The sequence below is a fragment of the Hymenobacter aerilatus genome, from assembly GCF_022921095.1.
Classification (GTDB): domain Bacteria; phylum Bacteroidota; class Bacteroidia; order Cytophagales; family Hymenobacteraceae; genus Hymenobacter; species Hymenobacter aerilatus.
The window spans coordinates 2,054,195-2,071,461 of sequence record NZ_CP095053.1 but is presented as its reverse complement, the minus strand read 5'-3'; the positions used below and the strand labels follow the sequence as shown (position 1 = coordinate 2,071,461).

33 protein-coding genes are annotated in these 17,267 nt (G+C 52.6%); 30 read left to right on the top strand and 3 right to left on the bottom strand.

Annotation, left to right across the window (positions count from 1 at the left end; genetic code table 11):
* The first annotated feature begins 5 nt into the window (after positions 1 to 5).
* The 17 genes from MUN82_RS08880 (at position 6) to MUN82_RS08800 (ending at position 8,980) form a co-directional block, all read left to right on the top strand.
* Complete coding sequence (locus MUN82_RS08880; protein ID WP_245096767.1) at positions 6 to 272, top strand: hypothetical protein; 267 nt, start codon at positions 6 to 8, stop codon at positions 270 to 272.
* A gap of 60 nt (positions 273 to 332) precedes the next feature.
* Positions 333 to 701, top strand: a complete 369-nt coding sequence (locus MUN82_RS08875) for a DUF4326 domain-containing protein (protein WP_245096765.1) — start codon at positions 333 to 335, stop codon at positions 699 to 701.
* 67 nt (positions 702 to 768) lie between these two features.
* Positions 769 to 1,011, top strand: a complete 243-nt coding sequence (locus MUN82_RS08870) for a hypothetical protein (RefSeq protein WP_245096764.1) — start codon at positions 769 to 771, stop codon at positions 1,009 to 1,011.
* A 33-nt stretch (positions 1,012 to 1,044) separates the two neighbouring features.
* Complete coding sequence (locus MUN82_RS08865; protein ID WP_245096762.1) at positions 1,045 to 1,467, top strand: hypothetical protein; 423 nt, start codon at positions 1,045 to 1,047, stop codon at positions 1,465 to 1,467.
* Positions 1,468 to 1,536: 69 nt separating this feature from the next.
* Complete coding sequence (locus tag MUN82_RS08860; RefSeq protein ID WP_245096761.1) at positions 1,537 to 2,025, top strand: hypothetical protein; 489 nt, start codon at positions 1,537 to 1,539, stop codon at positions 2,023 to 2,025.
* A 2-nt stretch (positions 2,026 to 2,027) separates the two neighbouring features.
* Entirely contained in the window at positions 2,028 to 2,288 is a 261-nt protein-coding gene (locus tag MUN82_RS08855) for a hypothetical protein (RefSeq protein ID WP_245096759.1), read from the top strand.
* Between the two features lie 51 nt (positions 2,289 to 2,339).
* Positions 2,340 to 2,822: a hypothetical protein gene (locus MUN82_RS08850; RefSeq protein WP_245096757.1), complete on the top strand. Its 483-nt coding sequence runs from the start codon at positions 2,340 to 2,342 to the stop codon at positions 2,820 to 2,822.
* Positions 2,819 to 3,226, top strand: a complete 408-nt coding sequence (locus MUN82_RS08845) for a hypothetical protein (RefSeq protein ID WP_245096755.1) — start codon at positions 2,819 to 2,821, stop codon at positions 3,224 to 3,226. The genes MUN82_RS08850 and MUN82_RS08845 overlap by 4 nt, the downstream gene beginning before the upstream one ends.
* Positions 3,219 to 3,530: a hypothetical protein gene (locus tag MUN82_RS08840; protein WP_245096754.1), complete on the top strand. Its 312-nt coding sequence runs from the start codon at positions 3,219 to 3,221 to the stop codon at positions 3,528 to 3,530. Before MUN82_RS08845 ends, MUN82_RS08840 begins: the two co-directional genes overlap by 8 nt.
* Positions 3,531 to 3,544: 14 nt before the next feature.
* Positions 3,545 to 3,742, top strand: a complete 198-nt coding sequence (locus MUN82_RS08835; protein ID WP_245096752.1) for a hypothetical protein — start codon at positions 3,545 to 3,547, stop codon at positions 3,740 to 3,742.
* A 134-nt stretch (positions 3,743 to 3,876) separates the two neighbouring features.
* Entirely contained in the window at positions 3,877 to 4,386 is a 510-nt protein-coding gene (locus tag MUN82_RS08830; protein ID WP_245096750.1) for a hypothetical protein, read from the top strand.
* A 131-nt stretch (positions 4,387 to 4,517) separates the two neighbouring features.
* Complete coding sequence (locus tag MUN82_RS08825) at positions 4,518 to 5,114, top strand: helix-turn-helix domain-containing protein (RefSeq protein ID WP_245096748.1); 597 nt, start codon at positions 4,518 to 4,520, stop codon at positions 5,112 to 5,114.
* Positions 5,115 to 5,173: 59 nt separating this feature from the next.
* The gene (locus MUN82_RS08820; RefSeq protein WP_375374086.1) at positions 5,174 to 5,620 is read left to right on the top strand and encodes a terminase small subunit-like protein; all 447 of its coding nucleotides are present in this window, start codon (positions 5,174 to 5,176) and stop codon (positions 5,618 to 5,620) included.
* On the top strand, positions 5,620 to 6,894 hold the full coding sequence (locus MUN82_RS08815) for a phage terminase large subunit family protein (protein WP_245096744.1): 1,275 nt from the start codon (positions 5,620 to 5,622) through the stop codon (positions 6,892 to 6,894). The genes MUN82_RS08820 and MUN82_RS08815 overlap by 1 nt, the downstream gene beginning before the upstream one ends.
* Positions 6,895 to 8,250 carry a phage portal protein gene (locus MUN82_RS08810; protein WP_245096742.1) on the top strand — a complete coding sequence of 452 codons (1,356 nt, stop codon included), beginning with the start codon at positions 6,895 to 6,897 and terminating at the stop codon, positions 8,248 to 8,250.
* A 50-nt stretch (positions 8,251 to 8,300) separates the two neighbouring features.
* On the top strand, positions 8,301 to 8,564 hold the full coding sequence (locus tag MUN82_RS08805) for a hypothetical protein (protein ID WP_245096740.1): 264 nt from the start codon (positions 8,301 to 8,303) through the stop codon (positions 8,562 to 8,564).
* 149 nt (positions 8,565 to 8,713) lie between these two features.
* The gene (locus MUN82_RS08800) at positions 8,714 to 8,980 is read left to right on the top strand and encodes a hypothetical protein (protein WP_245096738.1); all 267 of its coding nucleotides are present in this window, start codon (positions 8,714 to 8,716) and stop codon (positions 8,978 to 8,980) included.
* On the opposite strand, the gene MUN82_RS08795 is transcribed toward MUN82_RS08800, so the two are convergent.
* The 3 genes from MUN82_RS08795 to MUN82_RS08785 form a co-directional block, all read right to left on the bottom strand.
* Entirely contained in the window at positions 8,977 to 9,153 is a 177-nt protein-coding gene (locus MUN82_RS08795) for a hypothetical protein (protein WP_245096736.1), read from the bottom strand. The two genes, MUN82_RS08800 and MUN82_RS08795, sit on opposite strands and share 4 nt — an antisense overlap.
* A gap of 450 nt (positions 9,154 to 9,603) precedes the next feature.
* Complete coding sequence (locus MUN82_RS08790; protein ID WP_245096734.1) at positions 9,604 to 9,927, bottom strand: hypothetical protein; 324 nt, start codon at positions 9,925 to 9,927, stop codon at positions 9,604 to 9,606.
* Positions 9,928 to 9,976: 49 nt separating this feature from the next.
* Positions 9,977 to 10,144, bottom strand: coding sequence for a hypothetical protein (locus MUN82_RS08785; RefSeq protein ID WP_245096733.1), 168 nt, complete (start codon positions 10,142 to 10,144; stop codon positions 9,977 to 9,979).
* Between the two features lie 84 nt (positions 10,145 to 10,228).
* Between MUN82_RS08785 and MUN82_RS08780 the strand changes: the two genes are divergently transcribed.
* The 13 genes from MUN82_RS08780 (at position 10,229) to MUN82_RS08725 (ending at position 17,265) form a co-directional block, all read left to right on the top strand.
* Positions 10,229 to 10,498 (top strand): hypothetical protein, encoded by a 270-nt coding sequence (locus MUN82_RS08780; RefSeq protein WP_245096731.1) that lies wholly within the window; start codon positions 10,229 to 10,231, stop codon positions 10,496 to 10,498.
* A gap of 11 nt (positions 10,499 to 10,509) precedes the next feature.
* Entirely contained in the window at positions 10,510 to 10,821 is a 312-nt protein-coding gene (locus MUN82_RS08775; protein ID WP_245096729.1) for a hypothetical protein, read from the top strand.
* A 63-nt stretch (positions 10,822 to 10,884) separates the two neighbouring features.
* Positions 10,885 to 11,607, top strand: a complete 723-nt coding sequence (locus MUN82_RS08770) for a site-2 protease family protein (RefSeq protein WP_245096728.1) — start codon at positions 10,885 to 10,887, stop codon at positions 11,605 to 11,607.
* 235 nt (positions 11,608 to 11,842) lie between these two features.
* Positions 11,843 to 12,373 (top strand): hypothetical protein, encoded by a 531-nt coding sequence (locus tag MUN82_RS08765; RefSeq protein ID WP_245096725.1) that lies wholly within the window; start codon positions 11,843 to 11,845, stop codon positions 12,371 to 12,373.
* Positions 12,374 to 12,378: 5 nt separating this feature from the next.
* Entirely contained in the window at positions 12,379 to 12,546 is a 168-nt protein-coding gene (locus MUN82_RS08760) for a hypothetical protein (protein ID WP_245096723.1), read from the top strand.
* A gap of 11 nt (positions 12,547 to 12,557) precedes the next feature.
* On the top strand, positions 12,558 to 12,896 hold the full coding sequence (locus MUN82_RS08755) for a hypothetical protein (RefSeq protein WP_245096721.1): 339 nt from the start codon (positions 12,558 to 12,560) through the stop codon (positions 12,894 to 12,896).
* A gap of 6 nt (positions 12,897 to 12,902) precedes the next feature.
* On the top strand, positions 12,903 to 13,178 hold the full coding sequence (locus MUN82_RS08750) for a hypothetical protein (RefSeq protein WP_245096720.1): 276 nt from the start codon (positions 12,903 to 12,905) through the stop codon (positions 13,176 to 13,178).
* 241 nt (positions 13,179 to 13,419) lie between these two features.
* Entirely contained in the window at positions 13,420 to 13,845 is a 426-nt protein-coding gene (locus tag MUN82_RS22430; RefSeq protein ID WP_375374085.1) for a BC1872 family protein, read from the top strand.
* Positions 13,846 to 13,861: 16 nt separating this feature from the next.
* Positions 13,862 to 14,035 carry a hypothetical protein gene (locus MUN82_RS08745; RefSeq protein WP_245096718.1) on the top strand — a complete coding sequence of 58 codons (174 nt, stop codon included), beginning with the start codon at positions 13,862 to 13,864 and terminating at the stop codon, positions 14,033 to 14,035.
* Complete coding sequence (locus tag MUN82_RS08740) at positions 14,035 to 14,775, top strand: phage minor head protein (protein WP_245096717.1); 741 nt, start codon at positions 14,035 to 14,037, stop codon at positions 14,773 to 14,775. Before MUN82_RS08745 ends, MUN82_RS08740 begins: the two co-directional genes overlap by 1 nt.
* 252 nt (positions 14,776 to 15,027) lie before the next feature.
* Positions 15,028 to 15,762 (top strand): HK97 family phage prohead protease, encoded by a 735-nt coding sequence (locus MUN82_RS08735; protein ID WP_245096715.1) that lies wholly within the window; start codon positions 15,028 to 15,030, stop codon positions 15,760 to 15,762.
* Positions 15,763 to 15,773: 11 nt separating this feature from the next.
* The gene (locus MUN82_RS08730) at positions 15,774 to 17,018 is read left to right on the top strand and encodes a phage major capsid protein (RefSeq protein WP_245096713.1); all 1,245 of its coding nucleotides are present in this window, start codon (positions 15,774 to 15,776) and stop codon (positions 17,016 to 17,018) included.
* Position 17,019: 1 nt separating this feature from the next.
* Positions 17,020 to 17,265 carry a hypothetical protein gene (locus tag MUN82_RS08725; protein ID WP_245096711.1) on the top strand — a complete coding sequence of 82 codons (246 nt, stop codon included), beginning with the start codon at positions 17,020 to 17,022 and terminating at the stop codon, positions 17,263 to 17,265.
* Positions 17,266 to 17,267: the final 2 nt, after the last annotated feature.

Genomic DNA, 17,267 nt, shown 5'->3' with positions numbered 1-17,267 from the left:
CCACTATGCATACCTACATCATTACAGCCCACATTGAATTCCCCTCTAAAACGCAGCCTATCCAGACCGGGCATATCCGCATGGAAATACCCGCTGAAAGCGAAGACGAGGCTCGCATTAAAGCCATGAAGTTCATCACCAGCAAAACCAAAGTCGTGATAGAGAAATGCGAGAACAAGAAGAACAAAGAATGGATGGACTCCATGATGGACATGCTCAAAGGGTCGGGTAGCAAGTCTGACTTGAGCGGCTTTGGTGACATTTTCAAGTAACCCCTTTTTAGAACAAAGAGAAGCCGACTTCTAGCCTACAACCTCTAAAAATTTACGACGATGAATAAGCCTATTCGCATCCAACGCAAAAGAACCAAAGGATTCAACCTGCAAGCCCAGTCGCCCGACGGCCGTCCGGTGGTGAGTGTATGCCGGCCTGGCAAGTGGGGTAATCCCTTCAAAATTGGCAAATGGGCTTCTATGGGCGGCAAGACTGGTGCCTGCTGGTATCTAGTTGGCGATAAAGCGGCGGATACTGGCGAATGGTGGTTGGTGAACAGCCCGCACACTGCTGTAGATATCTATGGTTGGTGGCTTGAATTATCAAAGCCTGACTTAGCCGACCTACGCGGCAAACACCTTGCTTGCTTCTGCGCCCTAGATGCCCCTTGTCATGCTGATGTATTGCTTGAACTGGCTAATGCTTAGCCTTTTGGCCCCTCAGTAAAGAAACTACTACTACTACTACTCTCTCCACTCCTAAACCTAGAAGATCATGGAAAATCAAGACCTAGTAACCTACAAGTACAACAAGGGCAAGCGTGAAGTATTTCCCGCTCATCCTGCTGTGAAGAACTGGCTATTCAATGACGATGAGGAAGATGAAGCTATGCTCGTGCATTTCATGGCTACCGTCGGGGAGAAAGCTGGCATGAATAGCAACGACTACCAGCACCTCTTCCCGGCCGTGCTTCGGATGTTGAAAAGCAAGTCAGTCTGGGCTATGAACGAGAAATAGCCCTCTACCCCCTTTAACTACTCTATTACAGACATGACACAGCACCCCACAAAACCACTAGCCGTTCATACTTGGGACTGGAAAGACGCCCCAGACTTTGAGGCTATCAACAAGGTAGTCAACGACTTTCTGGCCCGCTTCGGCAACGGTATCAGCCTGTTAGAAGTGAGCACAGGTAGCGACGAATATGCCGTCGTGATTGGCGATAAAGACCTGACCCAAGAGCAGGCCAACGATGCCTACGCCAACGAAGAAGACATTGCCAACGGGGTAGATGCTTCTGGCTTTGATTGGGAAGCCGCCGAGAAGCACCTCAACACCATTCGTGGGCACTACGCTTCTATTGGCATCCCTGGCGTGATGGGTCTTACCCTCATTCTAAACCCATTGCTCACCCGCTACAGCAAGGGCGAACGGTCGGCTCCTCTGTACGAAGCCATGCTGGCTGCTGAATAGCCTGCATCTCTCTGGCTCTTCCCTACTACTTCTCTAACCCTATCTACTTACACATCTGTCATGGGCTCTGTGAACACGAAACTGACACCGGCACAACTAGCTATGCAAGTGGCAGGGCTCACCCTTAAACAACGCGTAGCATTTCTAAAAAGCCTGCTAACGCATATCCCGTCCCCAACTAAAGCGAAGCCGCCCAGCAAAAAGCCTGCTGCAAAACCAACGACATCAGCTCGTACGCCAAAACCAAAGGCTACGCCAGTGTTGGACATGCTGACGGGTGCCGGACGTGGTGCCTCACTACCTGGGTATAAAGACCCGAAACCGCTAGCTGAGTCGTACATCGCGGAATACGCCGTGTTACTGCCTGCCGAGTGGGGTATGCTTCAGATGAGGCAGATAGCGAGTGCTGCCAGCAAAGCCTGTAAGCGTGATAAAACAAAAACGCACGGACAAACCACCCTGCACGGGCAGAAATGCTACTGGCAACTAAAGACTCGGATGGGCTTACACGAGTGGCCCAAAGAGGCGCAAGAACACATCAAAAAGCAAAACGAATAGCCATGCCCTCTCTCCCAGAAGAAACACCCGCCTACCTGAGCAATGCTGAAGCCGATGTGCTGTGCTTCGCCATGCGCTACGCCCTAGACCGACAGACCACCGCGCCAAGTATTGTTAGTGATGAGATTGTCCGACTGTGGCCCCGCCTACAACCGTGGCAGCAAGACCAGATACAGAAAGAACTGCGCCACCAATCTACCTATTTGAAGGCGTGGAATGATGAGCGTTGGCACAAGGTTTTGAACCTAAAAAAGAAAGAATAAATCTTGGATAAGTAATTGATTTATTGTATTTTAAAGTAAATAAGCTGAACAATGGAAACGGAAGTAACACCTCATGCCTACCCGTCAGAAACAGCCGAACAACTAGCAGCCCAGCTTGTCGGCGGGCCTATCGGACCAGATGAGTTAGAAGTTATTCTGCGGCACATCGAAGAAAACCAGCCCTACAACCAGCGCCTTACTCGACAGCTCGCCTTGAATGTGAAATACCACATGGCAGAGCAGCGTCGGCGCGGGCAAGTCCATCGGCAAGCACAATCAGAGTTGGTAGCTGAACGAGACAGACTATCTCAAGAACTAGAAGAAGCCAAACAGCGGGGACACGCTGCTAGATCGATTGCTACGAAGGCTATTACGTGCTGCATGGCTGCGGCCGCTATAGCGCAAAAAATCAAAAATATCCTGCTAGAAAAGGAAGCAGGTGTCGTTGCTTATCAGGGTGCATTGGATGCTATAATTCAAGGATTGGAAGAATACACGCCGGTTGCCACCCCACAGAAAGAGAACCAGCCATGAGCGCCGACGTGAGCCCCATTACAGGCGAAGAGTTGGCCGCGCTGGTCGTGACGGCTCTGCCCAACGCAGAGAAGGTAACGATTATTGAAATCGGAGAATCCAGCGTCGTCTTCGATTGGCGCGGGTATGGCTTCTCGCCTTTCAGCGGCGAAACCTTGCGCTTTCAGTTCTTCGGCAAGACCGCGAAAGACTTCACGGTCATGCAGTACGTCAAGATGAGTCCCATGAGCCGCAAGCCGCCAGCCTGGACCAACGCTACCGACCTGTGCGTCTTGATGCGCGCCTTGTTCCGCCAACGTTGGTCGCCCTACGTGCGCCGGGAGTACAATACCGACTTGCAGATAGCGACGGATGAACCGGCCGACGAGCCAACCGCAAAGGTCATTCAAATGAGCCATGCCTAGTGCCTACGTACAAGCTCAGATAGACGCCGCCCTAGCAGAGAACGCCAACAAGCGCCGGAATTACGCCACAGGACGCACGAAAGACGCCGGGCCTACCACAGAGCCACCGAAAGAAATTGAAGCGCACCACAGGCTTAAAATCGACACAAGCCAGAGCGCCCCTGCCCAGCTCAAGCCCCGCTACTACAAAGCCTCCTTCCCTGGCTATTCTGGAAACAAGTACACCATCATAGACCTACCGGACGAACTAGTACCTGCTTTTAAGGAAGCCATGAGAAGGGTAGGAGTTAAAGAAGCAACCTAAAGAAGAATAGGATTATGAAACGAGCACTAGGATTGATGATGGCAATGTCGGCTATGGCCGCAATGGGAGTAGACGCCCCACTTACTACTACCATGCGTCGGGCCATGCAGCCCCGCCCGCGCTATCAGCCGACGGCAGAAGACATGGAGGCGTTGGCGAAAGCAGAAGAGAAGCGCCGTCGTAAAGCTGATCGCAAACAGCAACTAAAATAGCACTCTCCCTATGTCACACCCCACCCCACACCCCGAAGACTGCCTAGTAGCTGGCGACTTGGAGGTATTTGACCAAGATGCCTTTACCTACATGATTGATTTTACGGTGGTCTTCATTGATTTAGCTGCCCGCCATGAACATCGCTTTCGAGTCAAACGTGCTCAGGAACGCAAACGCCTTAAAAACAAACGTCGTCATGCCCGATAGCACCCCACACCCCCTATCTAAAGAAAGGATAGAAGAGATAAAGAAACGTGAACAAGCAGCCACCCCTAAGCCCTGGTGGTCTGGACATCTACACAATGGCGAGCATCCTTGTAACTGCCCTTACATTTTAGATGAGGGCTATATGGGCGGCATTGCAGAAGTGTATGTTGATAATGGGAAGTGCGTTGGCGAGGGCGGAAACGATGCCCCACCATTAGCTGAGGCGCAGGCCAACCAACTCTTTATTGCCCACGCCCGCCAAGACATACCCGACCTCTTAGCCGAACTAGACCACCGCCAAGAACAGACACGTCAAGTACTACAAGGGTTGTTGAATACAGAAGCGCATCCTAATGATGATTTCGGAATGATAAAGGCGTGGTTTGATGACGCTATCCGTGCCGCCGCCCAACAGTTAGGACTAACACTAGACTAATAGAGCTATGACCTGCCCTCAGTGTATCATCGTCGGCTTACTATGCTCGGTCGTGCTGGAATTCTTATACCGTTTAATCAAGCCAGCCGCGGGTTAAAATGTGGCTAAAACAGTTTGAAAACCAATAATTTATGACCCCACCCACCCCTTCTAACCTACTAGGAGTACCTGGTATACACCACCCGCAGCCCCAGCAAGCCGCTTCTTTTGACCCCAAGGCAGAAGCTGTCTCCTTACGCCAGCAAGGCTACACCATTGCCCAGATCGCTACAATGGTTGGTCGTGGCACCAACATGGTATCCAAGTACGTGCGGGAAGTGGAAGTCCCCGAACTTCCTACTCTTTCCTTGAACATGCGAACCGGCGTCATCACGTTGTCTGACACGTTGGTTAAGACGCTCAACCTCACGCACGGCCAAGCCATTGAACTAGAGCCTGGTCGGTTGGGCCGCAGCACCAGTAGAGGATGGTACTTGGACCTGCGCCCCGAAGCCCCCGCCCGCTTCACCCACACGGCCAAGACCCGCCCGCAGTTCCGCACTGGTCGCAAGCTCCCCGATGTATGCCCCGAACCCGGTAGCCTGGGGTATATCCGACTCGCTGAAAAGGTAGTGACGTTCGTTGTAGAAGACATCCAGCATACCGGCTATAAGCAACGCCACGGCAAGCCTACCAGTGAGAAAGTATACTGGGGATACTATCCATTGCGGCTGTTACGCGCTGACTAGCCAACAGTTTGCGCCGGGTAGCCGTCGGGCGCGTAGGGGAGCGGGGTAGTTTTGGTCATATGGGACGCCCTAGTGACTACACGCCGGAGATAGCCGAATACATCTGCGAGCAAATTGCAGAGGGATTATCGTTGCGTTCTGCCTGTAAACTACCTGGGATGCCTCATGTTGCCACCGTTATGCGTTGGTTGGCGCAGGAGGAGCACGAGAGTTTTCGCGAACAATACGCGCGCGCCTGCGAGTTACGAGCTGACGCTATTGCAGATGAGATACTGGCTATTGCCGACGACGCCAGCCGGGACGTGGTAGAGGTAGAGGTAGGGGAGGATTCAACTGTAGAGCGGGAACGATTCACGGCCACTGCTCGAGACAAGTTGAAGATTGACAGCCGCAAATGGCTACTGGGCAAGTTGGCCCCGAAGAAATACGGTGATAAGGTAGATGTGACGACGGGCGGCGAGAAGCTGCCAGGGGTTCCTGTGATTCAGATTATAGCCCCTGCCTAATGCCAAATGTCCGTTTCACGCCGTCGAAAAAGCAGTTCGATGCCTACGGGTATTTGACCGATGATGAAACCGAGTTCATCGGCTACGGTGGTTCGGCCTTTTCCGGTAAGTCCTACCTACTCTGCTACTGGCTTACCATTATGTGTCTGGCGTATCCAGATACCGGATGGGGGCTAGGCCGTCGCGAGCTTACGAACCTCAAGAAAACCACGCTACTGACCTTGTTTAAGGTGTTTGCTGAATCAGATATCAAGTCTGAACGGGATTACACCTACAACCAGCAGCTCAACATCATCACGTTCACCAACGGCTCGCAAATCTTTCTGATTGACACTGCCTACAAGCCCTCCGACCCGCTCTATGCCCGGTTCGGGGGCTTTGAGCTAACCGGATGTGCCGTAGATGAGAGCGCGGAAACCGCTTACTCTGCGATTGAGATTCTCTATACCCGCTGTGGTCGTCGGCGAAACCACGAGTACGGTATACGGCGCAAGATGCTGGAGACCTTCAACCCCGACAAGGGCCACGTTTACAAACGCTACTACCGCCCCCATAGAGACGGCATTCCCAAGCCTCGCCACATCTTCATTCCGGCCCTGCCTGCGGACAACCCCAGCCCGGAAGTACCGGATTACATCGCCGGCATTCTGGCAACGGCTAGTAAAGCCACGATTCAACGCCTAATCAACGGCAACTTCGAGTACGACGACGTGAAAGGCGCTCTGTGGCGCTGGGAAATGCTTGAGCCGATTCAGATTGCCGGCATCCCGAAGCACGTCACCTTGCGCCGGACCGTGATTGCCGTGGACCCCGCCGTATCGAGTAAAGAGGACAGCGACGAAACCGGTATTGTCGTCGTCGGGCTCGGATCGGATAACCTGATCTACGTCTTAGAAGACGCTACTGGTATCTACACTCCCTTAAACTGGGCGAGTAAAGTGAGCTTCCTCTATGACAAGTACCAAGCCGACCGAGTAGTAGCCGAGGTTAACAACGGTGGAGATTTGGTGGAGGTAAACGTGCGGCAGGTCAACAAAACCATCAGCTACAAGGCCGTGCACGCTACCAAAGGCAAGTACACCCGTGCTGAACCCGTTGCGGCGCTCTACGAGCAAGCCAGGGTGCGCCATTTGCCTGGATTGGATGCGCTGGAATCCCAGCAAACGGGATGGAGCGCCGGCGAAGGACAGAAAAGCCCCAACAACATCGACGCGCTGGTGTGGGGTATTACCGAATTGGCATTAGCCCCCACCAAAGAACGAAAGGTCTACTAGATGAACACAACCTTAGAAGTAGCCCTGCAATCCTTCGGCCTACGCAAAGTGCAACCCACCTCGCTTGATCTAAAGCTCTTAACCGATAGCATTGGGCGAACGCTCCCCATGTCCGGCTATCAACTGGTAGGGGATTCCCCGGCGAAGTGGTTAGGGGCGAAAGGACAGGACCTGGTGAAGAACGGCTACACCAACCACCACGTCGCCTACTCGGTGATTAACTACATCCTGAGTGTCGCGCAGGCCATTCCATGGGGCGTGTACAAGGTCACGGAAGAAGATGCTGCGGCAGAGCTACTGCCCAAACACCCCCTAGCTGAAACGCTCTACCGACCTAATCCTCGTCAGAGCTGGGCAGACCTCAAGACGGAGTTAGAAGGCTATCTACTCACCACCGGGAATGCCTACGTGTACGGTATTCGGTTGGAGTCCGGCCCCAATCGGGGCAAGATGCGCGAGTGGTGGGCGCTGGAAGCCCCGATTGTGGAAGTGATGGGCGGGGGCAGAATGCAGGAAGTAACGGGGTATCGCATTCCCGACGGCCGGGGCGGGTACATCAACTACGAAGTAGAAGACGTGCTACACCTCAAGTACTGGAATCCGGGGGACTACCGGTATGGTCTAAGCCCGATTACCGCCGGCATTGACCCCGTAACCGCCGCGAAGTCAGGTATTGAATCCAGAGTACGGCAGTACCAGAACGCAGGGCCTCCCGGTTTGATTACGGATGCTAGCCCCGACAATGCCGACTGGACCGACGCACAGCAAAATAGATTGCAGGGCTGGTTCCGCTCGTTCTTCTCAGGTGGTCGTCGGTCCGGCGATATTCCCCTCGTAACGGGCGATATTCGGTACGTGAGCACAGGGTTAGGGCCGGTGGATTTGGCGGTGTTAGAAGCCATCCCCCACGACAAGGACAGTGTAGCTGACTTGTTCCGCTTCCCCGGCCAATTACTCAACGGTAGTAAAGGGACCACGTTCTCCAACATGGGCGAAGCAGGGAAGGCCCTGTACAACCGCTGTGTGATTCCGCTGGAAACCATCATCCGTGATGGGTTTAACCGCTGGCTAGGCGAAGAGTACAACGACGAAGCCTACTTCAACTTCTCCACCTCAGACATTGCCGAGTTGCAGGAAGACAAGGCCCAACGCGCTATCTACCTCGATAAAGCGTGGTGGATACCTGTTGTGGAGAAACAGCGGTTGGATGGGGTAAAGCCCGACTGGGACGGGCCGAAGTACATGGTGCCCGCGCAGTACGTCGGCTTGAATGAAGCTGTTGATACGGATAGTGCCGAAGCCGCCGAGAAGCTGCTCAACCGCTTGGGTGTAGACGACTACAAGGATAGGCCGTAACCAAGTTGAGGCAAGAGAAAACAAGCATTAATACCCAAAATAATTGCAGTATGGCATATCAACCCGTTGAACCCGTTCTCTTAGCCCTGCGCTTCCGCACCAACGAGGAACGCCAGCCTTACCCCACCCGCACGTACGCAGCGCCCCTGCCCAGCGGCAACTACCTGGAACTCGTGCCGAAGCCTGGGATGCAACACGCCGACGAGAAGACCCCAGCCGGCGTGAAAGTAGCCGTGCATTCCGTGCACTGCCTGGAAGACTTACAGGAATCACTAGCAGGCAGAGGGCGTCGGCAAGTACTAGAACTGAAGTAATGACTGACCTAGAAGCCTTCACCACCCGACACGAAGCGGTACTACGCCCCTTGCTCGGCCCTCACTGGCCGGTCAACCCGTGGAAAGTAGAGCAGTTCGGGCCACTGACGAAGTACACGTTGGGGCCAATCGCGGACGGGCGTTGGCTTATGCTGCACTGCCTGCGAGAGCCGGATTCGGGTCCGATGCATGACCATCCGGTTCACTTCACCAGCACAATTGTGGAAGGCTCCTACACCGAGCGCGTCTACCAAGACGGGGTAGTCGTCAACATCACTTGGAAAGCCGGTTCCACCCATGAGATACCACCGGATTACATTCATACCATTACCGAGCTGCCCGACGGGCCGTGTTGGAGTTTAGTACTAGCCGGTCCTGTGGTAAGAGAGTGGAAGCATTATCCGCAGTTGGGTTAAGAAATTAATTTATCCCCGACCACTATAGATTCTATCTGTTCTTTTGTGTCTCTTGATACTTCAAAGTTGCGTATTCCCTCTGGGGTGTCTGCTTCTACGCGCATCCACCATTTACCTTCTTCTTCAAAGGGCTGGCCAAGTAGTGCTGTAATACGAGAATCGAAGAGTTCCATAATAGTACTTTAAGAGTAAGAGAGAGTAGTAGGGCTAAAGAGTAACGCCTTTCGTTTTAAGTAGAGCGGATATATTATCTAAGTACTTTACTGAGAAGTAAGGTATACGCATAAGTTGCTGCCGCCCTTGCCTGCCTAGGTCCAACCACGAAACAAGGTCCATTTGGTTAATAAATCGACGCAAAGCATTCCGACTAGGGGTTGTAGTAATCAGACCCAGTAGTTCGTCTAAGTCAATAGGGTCATCGGCTTTCGTTGGGAATAGAAATGCTTGCGTAACCGACCACTCCCCAGCGTGTGCCTGCCGAACAAGTATTTCTAGTACTGAAGCTGGTGTTAACCCGTTTTGCCCTGCCAACTCTTGTAAATACTGATTAGCGTCGGCAGAGATAGTGTAAGCAGGGGGTTGATTCATCGGTCTTTCTGTTAGATTAAAAGAGAGGGGAGGGGCTATCGAATCAGCCAGGGTGCAATCATTGGGTCTTTGTTGCGGCTATGACGCCATGCCCATTCTAAGCCTTGTGCCCAGCCACGAACCCCGCTAATGGAGTGCTGTTCGTGTGCCTTCCAATCAACTCCAGCATAAGGGACAAAGGTTAAGGCAGCTACTTGGCCGCATGCGAAATCGAGCCGCGCCACAAAGTCCGTTGGATAGAACTGCGGTCGGTTGCCTTCCTGTACTGTGTTGGTTACGATATAGCCTTTGTCTTCCCAATCAACAGAGAAGCCTACAAGCTCTCCTTTGGTGCCTCGGATAAGGATAGAGTGTGCCATTGTTTTGATAGTTAATGTTTTAAGAACTACTACATAGTAGGGGAGGGGGTCAGGACTTGGAATCATTCTGCCGACGGTCATCGCGCATCATCTTCTTAAGCCACTGTGCGAGCTTTAGACCATGCACCCGTTGGGCGTACTCAATGTAGAAGGCTTTCTCTTCCGCAGAATCGAAGGTCAGGTTGTATAGGCGGTCTTTGCGCGGGTCTTTTGCCATGTGTCTAGGTATTGCTGCGAAGATAGAAATAAATCACAAGTGTGTATCTATTGTATATGTAGTGTGTATGTATTATCTTTGGGTATGACACAAGAAAAGATAGAAAGAGGTCTAGCTATCACGGCTGAAATTGCTGGGCTGAAAACGGAAGTGGAAGAGTTGCAGCGCAACGAATACTACTTGCGCATCATCAAGGTAGATGAGTCGCTACCTGTTGAGCAATGGCTATCCATAACCTATGTGAATCCCGAAGGCAACCCTGACGAGGCAGAGATAAAGGCTTTTTTAGAATCTCTGATTGCTCGTCGGACTGCTAAAATCGCTGAATTGGAATCTGAGTTTGAATCACTATAGCGCCTACCACTATGGGCTTCCCATCCTTCCGCAAGTTGCAGCAAGAGCGCAACAGCATCCTGTCCTATGACTTGGGTATTGAACTACGGGCTGCGAACAACTGGGGCGAAGATTATTATGACGCCTACGACCTCTCTTATCAAGAACAGGAAGAGTTGAAGCGGCTAGGCTACACCTTGACCGACTGCACAACTGCCCGTTCAGAGCAGCACCGCTTTGGCCGGTGGTTTACGCGCATCTCATTAAATGCTGACTACAGCCCCGACAAAGACGCTCGCCTCATGGAAGAGGAAAACGAGTTTCGGTATCGTGTTGTAGCCTAGGCCCCTCTCTTTCTCCTAAGCACAAAGGAACAACCTACTACTACCAACACTCTCTGAAACGATATGCTCTCCAACGTTCTTTTATCCTGCGCTGTGCTGTGCTTACTAGTTACTGTGCATGAGATAGGGCACTACCTAGCAGCGCTTGCCTTTCGGATTCGGGCCGACGTGTTCTCGATTGGCTTTGGGCCAGGGGTTACGCTCTTTCGGTGGCGGGGTACGGCCTTCCGACTAGGTGTCTTGCCATTGGGCGGGTATGTTAAGCCACGAGAGGAGGACTACGAAGCCGCGCCTGCTTATCAACGGGTACTAGTCGCCGCCGCCGGCCCGCTGGCTAGCATCATATTTGGCATCCTGTGCGTGGCCTACTATGTGCAGGTGCAACAGCATGTTCCGTATTGGCAAGCTGTGCTGGCGACTATCGGTGTAACAGGAAAGTTGCTGGCTATGCTCGGACACAAGCTAGCAGGCGTGTTCTCCCATCCCACTGCAAGCATAAGCTCGTTGGAAGTAGCCGACGCCGGGAAGGCTTCTAGCACGTTCACCTTCATGCAGCAAGTGAAAGAAGGGGAAAGTATGCTGTATAGCGGCGCTATCTCTGCCGCTATAGGACTGGCGAATCTACTGCCATTGCTTCCTTTCGACGGTGGGCATATCGTGGTAGGCTTGGTTGAGATGGTAAGTCGCCGCCGGGTGCCGGGCTGGGCGCAAGGAGCCTTCGCTCTTACGGGGCTGGCCCTTATGGCTGTTCTTTTCTTTCTGAGTGTGTACAACGACTTTTTATAAGCCCCCTCTGCCTTATGTCTACTACCCAATCCCTCAACTTTGCCTCAGTCATAGAACGCGACGCACACGAGCGGGCTAACTGTACTCATGCAATACGCAATCGGTTTACGCTGGCTTGTATGTCATGTGGGCAGGTGGGGCCGGCAACAGCAAAGACATTGAGTGAGTGTCAAAACGAGTTCGGCCCCTGCAAAACCCATTGCGGGCAGTGTAAACACAGACTTCATAACTAGCCATGTCTACTACCCTACAACTGTTGCAAGCCTATCCACTGGGTACTTTAGAAGTGGAAACACCCGACGGCCCCGGCATATTGGTTGGTTTGCGTTACTTCAAGCTTAGTAAACGATACATAGCCGACGTAGATGGCGTTGAAACGCAATCGGTTAACGGATATTCAGTAGCTGATGTCCGCCCACGCTTGCGCTCGTTCGACCAACTCTGCACTGCCTTACCAGATAAGACGGTACCAGCGGTAGAGGTGGCGAAGATTGTCACGACTGGCAGTTGCTCTACGCGCACCGTCACATTCACGACTACCTATATCGGAAGCGGCTGGGTGGTTGATTTCAGCAACGGCTACTTCGTTCGCATTGATGATACGTGGGATATGATTGTAGGACTGCAACACGCTGGCAAGCAACTACCAGTAGACCTTAAGAACGCGTTTGCAGCTGCTGACTACCTGCGCAACGTCGGACAATTCGCCCTGCCCCTCAATGGCACCCCCTTAGTAGAGGGACAAGACTATATTAGAAAAGTCTAAAGACCATGAAAAGCACTACACAGGAGCGCATTACAAGCATACTTGTTTCAGCCAGCGGCGGCGCTATTATCGGCAATGCCTTCGGGAAGGACGGGTATATCGTCGGGGCTTTCGCGGGCCTACTTATTGGGATGTATGCTGAAAAAGAATGGCTTGCTAGTAAATTCAATTAACCCCCACCACCATGAGTAAGAGACTAACCCCCGAAAGACTAGCAGAGGACTACGTAGAGTTCAATCTGAATAACTACATGCTGGTAAAAGTAACCGAGGAAGGCTATAAGGCATGGCATGAACGTGAAGTAGTGTGGCGTAATCGGCTGCCTACCACCGTCAGCAAAGAAATCAGACAGGTGCCAACGATAGAAGAACTAAAGGCAAAGGCCGACGCCAACGGGTATACCAAGTTTCAGGGTTGGCACTTCGTTCAAATATTCGGCCCTTCTACTACGCTGGGCACAAACCCGTTTCATGCGACAGTGCTGTTGAAGAAAGAAGATTTAGTTGTTCAACCTACACTATAAGACAAGATGACAAAGCAAGAGATTGAAACTCAGATTGGCATGATGCAAGGCGACCTTAATGTATTGGAGGGTAACGGCCCCGATATCTTTTGGTGTGTTAGCATCGGATGGGATGATGGTAGTCGCAACAAGTTGAATGAAGATGATCTAGGTAGAGAAGCGTTGAATGCCATCTTTGCCATTACAGTAGATGCACTCAAAGCCAATATTCAGCGGCTGAAAGAAGTGTTAAACAGCGAATGTCCCGACCAGCCTACACTAGAAGAGGGAACAAAAGGATGACGAACCCACACGATAAGCCGCTGGATATGCTCGAGCAGTACGCTCTATGGCATGAGTACCAAGTCAAACGGCAATGGGTAAAGAGCCTGGCTATCCTGGCAGCCTGTTGTATGGCTTTTGCTGTTGCCCTAATGATACTAGATGGCTACCAGAACAGCCGCCATGACAGGGAGATTGAACAAGCCAACGCCCGAGTACTAGCAATGGCTGACGAGCTAGCCCAACTCAAAAAGCGCCAACCATGACTCTTACCAAAGAACTAATAGACTCTACCCCAGTAGGGAGAGAACTAGATGCACTAGTAGCAGAGTACCTAATGGGGTGGCAGTTTTGCGCTGTAAATGAGCCATTCCGGTTTCACAAGGAGCGGGGTGGGCTTATTCTAGAGGGTAAACATCCTGAACGTTTCCCCGATTCAGGCGGCACAATACCTAATCGGTGGCAGCCCTCTACTTCTATAGCCGACGCTTGGCAAGTAGTAGAGCACCTAAACAAAAGCCACTATCTAGAAATGATGCAAGCTTGGATATCAGGTGGTTCCGACGGTGGAGAACTAGGCTTCAAGATAAGCTTTCGTCGGTTCAAAGAATACGAGTCTACTCAGGACGTGCTTTCTGCAACCGCTCCCGAAGCTATCTGTCGAGCTGCTTTACTAACAGTCCTGTAATACGTAACTTGTAGCAATGGAAGAGCCCAAAAAAGATAGTCAACAGAATAATAAAGTAGGGTCATTAATCAGTAAAGAACTGAGCCTACTTTGGGGCGGCTTAGATGTTGAAGCGATGGTTAATTACATAAAGGGCGCACCTGTGCAGCGTGAAGAAAAGCCTTACGACTGGCGCAACCACTATTCCTAATGCCCACCTACGACCAGACCGAAGCCGCCCGCGCCCGCTACGAGAACCGCTACGAGGCGAGCATTCGTCGTGCCCTCATCCAACAAGGCGCGCAAGCTGTTGCTATGTGGGAGGCCAGTGGTAGCCCGGAGCTAGCCGCGGCCGTTATCACAAAGAACGGACTACAGCAAGCCTTGGAAGTCGTCTATGAGAAAGCTGGCGACTACTTTGCTAAGGAAGCCTACGATCAGCTCACCACGCAGAAGTCCATCAAGGCCGCACCGCCTACGGAAGTGCGAACGGGCTGGCTCAGCAGACTAAAGAACTTCATCAGCACGGAAGGCGCTCAACGTCTCTCGGGCATGGTGGAGACAACCAGGGAGCAGGTACGCAAGGTCTTAAGCCAGGTAGTCGCAGAAGGGCAGAGCGTAGCCGAAGGAGCTAAAACCTTACGTCAGCATATTGCTACCATCAGCAAGGCACGGGCGACTACCATCATTCGTACGGAGGTAGTAGCCGCCAGTAATGCTGGCAGCTTCTTTGGAGCACAGGCTACTGGGGTAGCGTTGGACAAGTTTTGGATAGCCACCAAAGACAGCCGTACCCGCGCCGACCACATTGCAGCGGACAGACAGACGGTCGGCATGAACGATACGTTCCTAGTGGGCGGGTATGCTGCCCGTTACCCCGGCGACCCAATGCTTCCCGCTGCTCAGATAATCCGCTGTAGATGTTCGCTCGGTTACCGCCCCAAAAGCTAAAGCTACTCCTCCTCACCAGCAGCCGCCCACCCCGCACCTTATGCCGTTGTCCTGGCTACGATCTAGGCTGGGAAGATGGGATAACACAGACCTACACGCTTTTCCGGTAGAACCTACTACCGCTTCCTGCTTTCTGGACTAAGTGCTAATTAGCCCGCCTCGTGCGGGCTTTTTTGTGTCTAGGTGTGACTAGCCAACACTTTGCGCTTCTGTGGTTACATAGCAGGGGGTGGGGTAGGGTAGGTTTGCTTCATGCTCACACAGGGATACTCTTACGCCTACGCCGGGCCGGTACTGCTGAAAGACATTGATGGCCGAAAGGGCATTGTGCAGTTCTATGGCGCTGCGTTTAATAACGTGGATAGCGATGGGGATGTAACGATGCCTGGCGCCTTTACAAAAACATTTGCTGAGAACGGCCCTACTGGCGCAAACCGCATAAAGCACCTGCGTCAACACGAAACACGCACCATCATTGGTAAGCCTATCGAATTAGGGCAGGATACTGTTGGGGCCGTTGTGTCTTCGCAACTCGCGCTCGGCAGTAAGGATGGGGACGATGCACTAGCGCTTTACGAGCTAGACCTCTTTGAGCATTCGTTTGGCTACCGCATCATGAAAAGCCATAAAGACGAGGCGGGTATTCAATACCTAACCGAGTTGGCAGTGAGTGAATTTTCGGCTGTTACATGGGGCGCCAACCGCTTTACCCCCTTGATTGGCATTAAGTGCGATACCAAAGCAGGGCTTGATCTAACCCTTGCGCGCATTCAAGACCGGGAGGGTAAGCTGGTTAAAGCTCTGCGCCACGGCACTATTTCGGATGACTTAGGATACCAACTAGCTGATGAGCTAGAGGCTATACAAACCGCCTACAAAGGACTGATTTCACTCCCCAGCGAACCCGTGAAGCCGGCAATAGCCACTTCCGAGTCTGAGGAGCCGAGCGGCGAGAAGGCACTAACCTCCTTTCTACAACTCATTTAATCATTCCTCTAATGGAACAAGAAGTAAAAGAGGCCGCTGAGCGCCTCAAAGCAGAGGCGAAAACCGCCGCTGAACTAGCTGGCAAGCAAGCTGCCGAGGCTGCTGTATCCGACGTGAAAGCCGCCGCTACGGAAGCTAAAACGTTAGCCGAAGAAGCCAAGAGCGCTGCTGAAAAAGCCGCGAAAGAAAACAACGAGCGCGTAGATGGCTTGGAAGCCAAAATGAAGCGAAACGCCATGAACGCCCCCTTCGATCATAACGAAGGTTTGGCTGAAGCATGGAAAGCTTTCAACGACAAGGCCCCGGAAATCAAAGCCGTAAAGCCCGGCTCTAAAAACTCAGTAACGATTGAGTTGAACGCCAAGGCCGCCGCCACGATTACCACGGCTAACGTGACCACCCTGGGCGGCCCTGCTTCGGTAACGCAACTGCCTGGCATTGTAACCGAGCCCCGACGTCGTGGTCATATTCGTGCCTTCATGAACGTAGGCCAGATGTCTACGGGTTCGGCTACTTACCTGCAACACACGGCTTCGCGCAATCGTGGCGCAGGTATGGTAGGGGAAGGCGGCTTGAAACCTTCGTCTGATCTGGGCTTCATCACGAAGCGTCTGGACGCCAAGAAAATTGCCAACACCTTCAAAATCACGGAAGAAACGGTGGACGATATTCCATTGCTCATGTCCACGATTCAGCAAGAAGGTGTAGCAGACATTGAGTTCGTAGAAGACGACCAAATCCTGTTTGGTGATGGTCTGGGCAACAACCTAGAAGGCATCTACACCCAAGCATCTGCCTTTACAGGTGGGGGTGTGAAAGCCGAGTTCCCCAACGAGTTCGACGTACTACGCGCTGCTGTTGCCCAACTCTCGGTAGAACACTTCCTGCCTACCCTCATCATCCTGAGCCCGATTGACGTGGCCAACATGGATTTGGAAAAAGGCGAAGACGGCCACTACCTCGTCCCCGCTGCCCTGTTCGGCACGACCCTGCCCGCTATTTCGGGGGTGCGTATCGTGGAAAACACGGTAATGCCCGTAGGCGAGTTCCTGATTGGCGACTTCGCCCTGGGTGCTCAACTCTTCGACCGCACCGCGCTAAGCGTTCGCATCTACGACCAGAACGAAGATGACGCCCGCCACAACTTGCTGCTGATCGTGATTGAAAAGCGCATTGCGCTGAAAGTGGGCTACCCTAAAGCCTTCGTGAAAGGCAGCTTCGCCACGGCCAAACCACTGATCCAGAAAGCTGCTTAACATGAAGAAACTCGAAGCCTTGAGCCCCTTTTCTGGTGATGAGGGGTTCATGCGCCGAGGCACTCGCTTCGAAACGAGCGAGGCCCGCGCAAACCTGCTGGTAAAGGCAGGGCTAGCAAAAGAAGTAGGCGAAGAAGAGGAAGCCCCTGCGGCAAAACCCAAAACGGAGACTACCAGAATTGCGAAGCCCAAGCCCTTTGAGGACCGCGAAACCAAAGACGCCAACCCCGTCAAGGAAACCAAGTAACC

What these genes read in the sequence shown, in the direction of transcription:
- MUN82_RS08880 (WP_245096767.1), top strand. Translation starts at nt 6, where the DNA reads ATGCATACCTACATCATTACAGCCCACATTGAATTCCCCTCTAAAACG.
- MUN82_RS08875 (WP_245096765.1), top strand. Translation starts at nt 333, where the DNA reads ATGAATAAGCCTATTCGCATCCAACGCAAAAGAACCAAAGGATTCAAC.
- MUN82_RS08870 (WP_245096764.1), top strand. Translation starts at nt 769, where the DNA reads ATGGAAAATCAAGACCTAGTAACCTACAAGTACAACAAGGGCAAGCGT.
- MUN82_RS08865 (WP_245096762.1), top strand. Translation starts at nt 1,045, where the DNA reads ATGACACAGCACCCCACAAAACCACTAGCCGTTCATACTTGGGACTGG.
- MUN82_RS08855 (WP_245096759.1), top strand. Translation starts at nt 2,028, where the DNA reads ATGCCCTCTCTCCCAGAAGAAACACCCGCCTACCTGAGCAATGCTGAA.
- MUN82_RS08850 (WP_245096757.1), top strand. Translation starts at nt 2,340, where the DNA reads ATGGAAACGGAAGTAACACCTCATGCCTACCCGTCAGAAACAGCCGAA.
- MUN82_RS08845 (WP_245096755.1), top strand. Translation starts at nt 2,819, where the DNA reads ATGAGCGCCGACGTGAGCCCCATTACAGGCGAAGAGTTGGCCGCGCTG.
- MUN82_RS08840 (WP_245096754.1), top strand. Translation starts at nt 3,219, where the DNA reads ATGCCTAGTGCCTACGTACAAGCTCAGATAGACGCCGCCCTAGCAGAG.
- MUN82_RS08835 (WP_245096752.1), top strand. Translation starts at nt 3,545, where the DNA reads ATGAAACGAGCACTAGGATTGATGATGGCAATGTCGGCTATGGCCGCA.
- MUN82_RS08830 (WP_245096750.1), top strand. Translation starts at nt 3,877, where the DNA reads ATGAACATCGCTTTCGAGTCAAACGTGCTCAGGAACGCAAACGCCTTA.
- MUN82_RS08825 (WP_245096748.1), top strand. Translation starts at nt 4,518, where the DNA reads ATGACCCCACCCACCCCTTCTAACCTACTAGGAGTACCTGGTATACAC.
- MUN82_RS08820 (WP_375374086.1), top strand. Translation starts at nt 5,174, where the DNA reads ATGGGACGCCCTAGTGACTACACGCCGGAGATAGCCGAATACATCTGC.
- MUN82_RS08815 (WP_245096744.1), top strand. Translation starts at nt 5,620, where the DNA reads ATGCCAAATGTCCGTTTCACGCCGTCGAAAAAGCAGTTCGATGCCTAC.
- MUN82_RS08810 (WP_245096742.1), top strand. Translation starts at nt 6,895, where the DNA reads ATGAACACAACCTTAGAAGTAGCCCTGCAATCCTTCGGCCTACGCAAA.
- MUN82_RS08805 (WP_245096740.1), top strand. Translation starts at nt 8,301, where the DNA reads ATGGCATATCAACCCGTTGAACCCGTTCTCTTAGCCCTGCGCTTCCGC.
- MUN82_RS08800 (WP_245096738.1), top strand. Translation starts at nt 8,714, where the DNA reads ATGCTGCACTGCCTGCGAGAGCCGGATTCGGGTCCGATGCATGACCAT.
- MUN82_RS08795 (WP_245096736.1), bottom strand. Translation starts at nt 9,153, where the DNA reads ATGGAACTCTTCGATTCTCGTATTACAGCACTACTTGGCCAGCCCTTT.
- MUN82_RS08790 (WP_245096734.1), bottom strand. Translation starts at nt 9,927, where the DNA reads ATGGCACACTCTATCCTTATCCGAGGCACCAAAGGAGAGCTTGTAGGC.
- MUN82_RS08785 (WP_245096733.1), bottom strand. Translation starts at nt 10,144, where the DNA reads ATGGCAAAAGACCCGCGCAAAGACCGCCTATACAACCTGACCTTCGAT.
- MUN82_RS08780 (WP_245096731.1), top strand. Translation starts at nt 10,229, where the DNA reads ATGACACAAGAAAAGATAGAAAGAGGTCTAGCTATCACGGCTGAAATT.
- MUN82_RS08775 (WP_245096729.1), top strand. Translation starts at nt 10,510, where the DNA reads ATGGGCTTCCCATCCTTCCGCAAGTTGCAGCAAGAGCGCAACAGCATC.
- MUN82_RS08770 (WP_245096728.1), top strand. Translation starts at nt 10,885, where the DNA reads ATGCTCTCCAACGTTCTTTTATCCTGCGCTGTGCTGTGCTTACTAGTT.
- MUN82_RS08765 (WP_245096725.1), top strand. Translation starts at nt 11,843, where the DNA reads ATGTCTACTACCCTACAACTGTTGCAAGCCTATCCACTGGGTACTTTA.
- MUN82_RS08760 (WP_245096723.1), top strand. Translation starts at nt 12,379, where the DNA reads ATGAAAAGCACTACACAGGAGCGCATTACAAGCATACTTGTTTCAGCC.
- MUN82_RS08755 (WP_245096721.1), top strand. Translation starts at nt 12,558, where the DNA reads ATGAGTAAGAGACTAACCCCCGAAAGACTAGCAGAGGACTACGTAGAG.
- MUN82_RS08750 (WP_245096720.1), top strand. Translation starts at nt 12,903, where the DNA reads ATGACAAAGCAAGAGATTGAAACTCAGATTGGCATGATGCAAGGCGAC.
- MUN82_RS22430 (WP_375374085.1), top strand. Translation starts at nt 13,420, where the DNA reads ATGACTCTTACCAAAGAACTAATAGACTCTACCCCAGTAGGGAGAGAA.
- MUN82_RS08745 (WP_245096718.1), top strand. Translation starts at nt 13,862, where the DNA reads ATGGAAGAGCCCAAAAAAGATAGTCAACAGAATAATAAAGTAGGGTCA.
- MUN82_RS08740 (WP_245096717.1), top strand. Translation starts at nt 14,035, where the DNA reads ATGCCCACCTACGACCAGACCGAAGCCGCCCGCGCCCGCTACGAGAAC.
- MUN82_RS08735 (WP_245096715.1), top strand. Translation starts at nt 15,028, where the DNA reads ATGCTCACACAGGGATACTCTTACGCCTACGCCGGGCCGGTACTGCTG.
- MUN82_RS08730 (WP_245096713.1), top strand. Translation starts at nt 15,774, where the DNA reads ATGGAACAAGAAGTAAAAGAGGCCGCTGAGCGCCTCAAAGCAGAGGCG.
- MUN82_RS08725 (WP_245096711.1), top strand. Translation starts at nt 17,020, where the DNA reads ATGAAGAAACTCGAAGCCTTGAGCCCCTTTTCTGGTGATGAGGGGTTC.